This is a genomic window from Rhizobacter sp. (assembly GCF_032229685.1).
In the GTDB taxonomy this organism is placed as follows: domain Bacteria; phylum Pseudomonadota; class Gammaproteobacteria; order Burkholderiales; family Burkholderiaceae_C; genus LMDS01.
Map to the genome: position 1 here is coordinate 1 of NZ_JAVTWP010000013.1, position 2,584 is coordinate 2,584.

1 protein-coding gene is annotated in these 2,584 nt (G+C 68.5%); it reads left to right on the forward strand.

Annotated elements, in window-relative coordinates; translation table 11 throughout:
* Positions 1-459: 459 nt before the first annotated feature.
* Positions 460-2,584 (forward strand): ABC transporter permease (locus tag AC30PD_RS07235; RefSeq protein ID WP_489534972.1); only part of this gene is annotated, 2,125 nt, incomplete at its 3' end.

Sequence of the window (2,584 nt, forward strand, 5' to 3'; positions counted from 1 at the left end):
ACGGTGCGAGTGCGGAGCGTAGGAGGTTGATTGCGCGGTGGGAGAAGGACGTCAATTCGTTGCCCAAGTGATGGGGCTTGGTCGGGGGACGCTGGGCGAGCTGGTGGGCGGCAAAGGCGCGTGCGGGCAGGCTTACGCGCTTCGCTGGAGCGGTCGGCGCGTTGCGCCGACTGCCCTGCGCTGCTCGGTCTCGTGGCCCTGTCGCAGAACTCGCTACGTTCGCTTCGCTCACTGCACTCAAACAGCTGCGACAAGTCAGTTCACAACTCGCGCTGCGCGCGAGGCCACGAGCCCTGTGCTGCTCGGCGCTCCAGAGGCGCGCTCCAGCCTGCCCGCACGCGCCTTTGCTGGCACGTCTGAGCTTGCTCGTCGAGAACCACCACTGGTGCCTGAGCCCCCCGCCGGCTGCCGCCCGCCGCGACGTGCCGTCTTTGGCACGCGAGTCGCAAAGAACCTGACATGACCCCCTCAGCCCGAGCCGCCAACCGCGTGCAAGCCGCCATCGCCGGCTGGCTGCTGCTCGGCGCTGTGTCGTTCTTGCTGCTTCCCTGGTACTTCCTCTCAGACAAGTCGGTGCTGCAGGCGCTTCCTGGCGTGTTCGGTGCGGCCGACACGGCCAGTGGTGCGGTGCAGGCGGCCGTGCACGGCAAGCCCTGGTTGTGGGTCGCGCTGCTCGGCATCGCGATCGCCGCGGCGGCCTGGCGTTTGCCGCCCGGGCGCGCGCAAGGCCGTGGGCTGACGCTCGGTGCGGGTCTCGGCCTGGTGGGCTTGCTGCTCAGTGGCTTCACCATCGGCGCCAAGGGCTGGTCGTTCGACTGGATGAACACCACTTTCGGAGCGCTCGCCGCCGGCCAGTTCGGCATGGGCCTGGGCGCAGCGCTGACGCTGGTGGCGCTGCTGATGCTGCTGGGCGCCGGCATCGCGCGGCTCGGCTACTTTCGCGGCGACGTGTTCGTGGCGAGCGCGGTGATCTTCTGCGGCGCGCTGATGGCGCTGTTCGTGGCGTTGCCGGTGTTGCGAGCTCTGGCAGGCGCGTTCTACAACGAGGCCGGCGACTTTGCCATCGGCGCGGTGTGGGAACGCATCGGCAACGAACGCACCTGGGGTTTGAGCTGCGTGGTCGGCGGCCAGCGCTGCGGCGTGGCATGGAACACATTGTTCCTGGCGCTGATCACCGCGGCCGGCACGACCGTGCTCGGCACCATGATCGCGCTGCTCGCCGAGCGGGGTTCACCGCGCTGGAAGAAGCCGCTCAACATGCTGGCGCTGCTGCCGATCATCACGCCGCCGTTCGTCGTCGGCCTCGGCCTGATCTTGCTGTTCGGCCGCGCCGGCATCGTCAACCAGCTGCTCGAATCGGCGTTCGGCATCACGCCCACGCGCTGGTTCTACGGCGCTTTCGGCGTGTGGCTGGCGCAGCTGTTCGCGTTCACGCCGATCGCCTTCATGATCATGCGTGGCGTGGTCGCGGGCATCGGGCCTTCGCTCGAAGAAGCGGCGCAGACGCTGCGTGCCGACCGCCGCACCACCTTCTTCACGGTGACGCTGCCGCTGCTCAAACCCGGCCTGGCGAACGCCTTCCTGGTCGGCTTCATCGAAAGCATCGCCGACTTCGGCAACCCGGTCGTCGTGGGCGGGCAGTTCTCGGTGCTCTCGACCGACATCTTCTTCGCCATCGTCGGCGCGCAGTACGACCAGGGCCGCGCGGCCTCGCTGGCGCTGATCCTCACGGCGTTTGCGCTGGCCGTGTTCGTGGTGCAGCGCAAGCTGCTCGGCGGCGCGAGCTTCACCACCGTCACCGGCAAGGGCGACGCCGGCATGCCGATGGCGCTGCCCGACGGTCTGCGCCGCGTCATATTGGGTGTGACGCTGCCCTGGCTCGCGTTCACGGTGGTCGTGTACCTGTTCGCCTTCGCCGGCGGCTTCGTCCAGACCTGGGGCCGCGACTACACGCCCACGCTCAAGCACTTCATCACCGCCTTCGACATGCAGTGGGGCGAGTTCGGGCTGGTGTGGGCCGGCACCGCGTGGAACTCGCTGTTCACGACGCTGAAACTGTCGGCCATCGCCGCGCCGCTGTGCGCCGGGCTCGGCCTCTTGATCGCGTGGCTGCTGGCGCGCACCGAGTTCAAGGGGCAGGGCGGCTTCGAGTTCGGCGCGCTGCTGGCCTTCGCGATCCCCGGCACCGTGCTCGGCGTGAGCTACATCCTGGCCTTCAACGTGCCGCCCTTCGAGCTGACGGGCACCGGCATCATCATCGTGCTGTGTTTCGTGTTCCGGAACCTGCCGGTCGGCGTGCGCGCCGGCACGGCGGCGTTCAAGCAGCTCGACAAGTCGCTCGACGAAGCCTCGATCATGCTGCGCGCTTCCACCGCGACCACGCTGCGCCGCGTGGTGTTGCCGCTGCTCAAGCCGGCGCTGGTGGCCGCACTGGTCTACAGCTTCGTGCGTTCGATGACGACGGTCTCGGCGGTCGTGTTCCTCGTCACCGCCGAGAACGAACTCGCCACCACCTACATCATCGGCCGCGTCGGCAACGGCGACTACGGCGTGGCGCTGGCCTACTGCACGGTGCTGATCGTGT